The sequence below is a fragment of the Streptomyces sp. NPDC045701 genome, assembly GCF_056432045.1.
Map to the genome: position 1 here is coordinate 1 of NZ_JBWKJV010000187.1, position 1772 is coordinate 1772.

Sequence of the window (1772 nt, forward strand, 5' to 3'; positions counted from 1 at the left end):
AAAGACGCTGGGATGGCGGACCCCGGCCGAGCTATTCACCGCCGCTCTGACAGCATGAGACCTGCAACGTTGCGACGATCGTGCGAATCCGCCCTCCCGCGGCAAGCCCTTTTTCCCACCGCTCCGCAGACGCAACCCCAACCCACTGTGATCGCCGCCCAGTCCCTGTGTCGCCGCGCCCACCCAGCCCTCGCCCGACACATCCACTACGAGCAACGCAGACGCCGAACCCTCGAACCTCACGTGCAGCCCGGAACCATGCAGTTTTCCGCAGTGCGGCACACGTTGGCGGGCCAATCCAACGAGGGATAACATAAAAGAAATACCTCGCCGTGAAGGACAGGCGGGACACGTCGGCATCACTGCTGGCATGTTGAGATGCACATATGGTCGACGGAGCTACACGTTCTGTCATGAGGCTGCAGCAGACCAGACATCCCCGGGCAGTGAATCTGGCGGCGATATTCGGCATGCGGCTCCCTGATTGGACATCGTTGTAGGGAGGCTGTCATGTCAGCCGCTCAGCAATCCATACCCCGCCCTGCCGGACGCCGGGAGGGCATAAGAATAAAAATTCGGGCATTCGTGCGTCTCGGGCGGCCGAAATTTCTCGTCTACAGCTTTGTCTTTACTGCGCTCGGTACGCTGGCAGCAGTTACTCAGACCCATCGCTTCAGCGTGTACGCCTGGATAACTGCGCTAGCTTTTTCGTGGTGCACACATCTCATGACGCACTACTGCAATGAATACTACGACCTCGCCGCAGACACTGCCAACCCCGCTCCCACTGCTTGGACGGGTGGCAGCAGAGTGCTTGTCGATGGCACCCTGAAACCAGTTACCAGTATCACTGCGGCACTTATACTCCTTCTTCTCGATCTGCTGATTGTCAGTATCTACATATCAGGGCCCGGTCGCATTGTCGCACTAATCGGCATCGGACTCGCCTGGTTCTACACGGCTACACCACTGCGCCTAAACTACCGAGGGCTGGGAGAAGTGACCTGCGCAGCGGTGATCACTGTGATTTGGCCGCTTGTGGCATTTTTGCAGCAGGGTGCAGCGGTATCCGGTGCCCTCGTTGCTGTCATAGGTCCCATCTTTATTCTGCAGACGGTGCGAATGTCCTTGATGAACATGTCAGACCGGGACGGTGATGCGATCGTCGGGAAGCGGACCCTCGCGACTATTTTGAAGCCAACCGCTACAGTCATGCTCTACATTGGTGCACAGTTTGTAGCCTACGGGCTGATCATCATCATGATGATCGTCGGCACGATGTCATGGTATACGGCCGCATTTATTTGCAGCAGTTCGCTGCTCTCCATAGCGATCGCCCGCCGCCTGCTGACTGAGCTGCGCACCGCTCAGCCGATCGGGGAGGCAGTACCGTTCTGGGCGTCTACGCACATTGGCGTCGTAGCTCTTACTGCTGTCGTGGGGCTCGGGACCCAGGTATTTGCCGCGGACAACACGGAGCTGGTCAAGCGGTCGAGCTTGCTCTTGACTGTCTTGAGTGTAGTACTGCTCACCGCTCAGATCGTGCTTGCGCTGAAAAAGAGGACCACCCTGAAGGACCCGTAAGACTACTTGCGTTTGAGGGTGGTCAGGGCGGACAAGGACCTCGGTCTCGGTGCTGAAACCCTCCCGAAGGGCCGGCGCGATACTGCATCCCCTGTACTACAGCCGTGAGTCGCGGTTGCGGTCTCTGCGGTCGCGGGTGGCGTGATGGCTTTGGCGGGCGCGGGTCTGGTGGGTGCGGCGCCAGAGGG

Annotated in this window: 1 protein-coding gene; it reads left to right on the forward strand. The window is 59.1% G+C overall.

Translation table 11 applies throughout. The features are described from left to right. Positions 1-510 precede the first annotated feature (510 nt). On the forward strand, positions 511-1584 hold the full coding sequence (locus AC07DW_RS34310) for a prenyltransferase (protein ID WP_478861503.1): 1074 nt from the start codon (positions 511-513) through the stop codon (positions 1582-1584). Positions 1585-1772 lie beyond the last annotated feature (188 nt).

Excerpts from the sequence above, each read along its gene's own strand:
- AC07DW_RS34310 (WP_478861503.1), top strand. The coding sequence starts at position 511 with ATGTCAGCCGCTCAGCAATCCATACCCCGCCCTGCCGGACGCCGGGAG.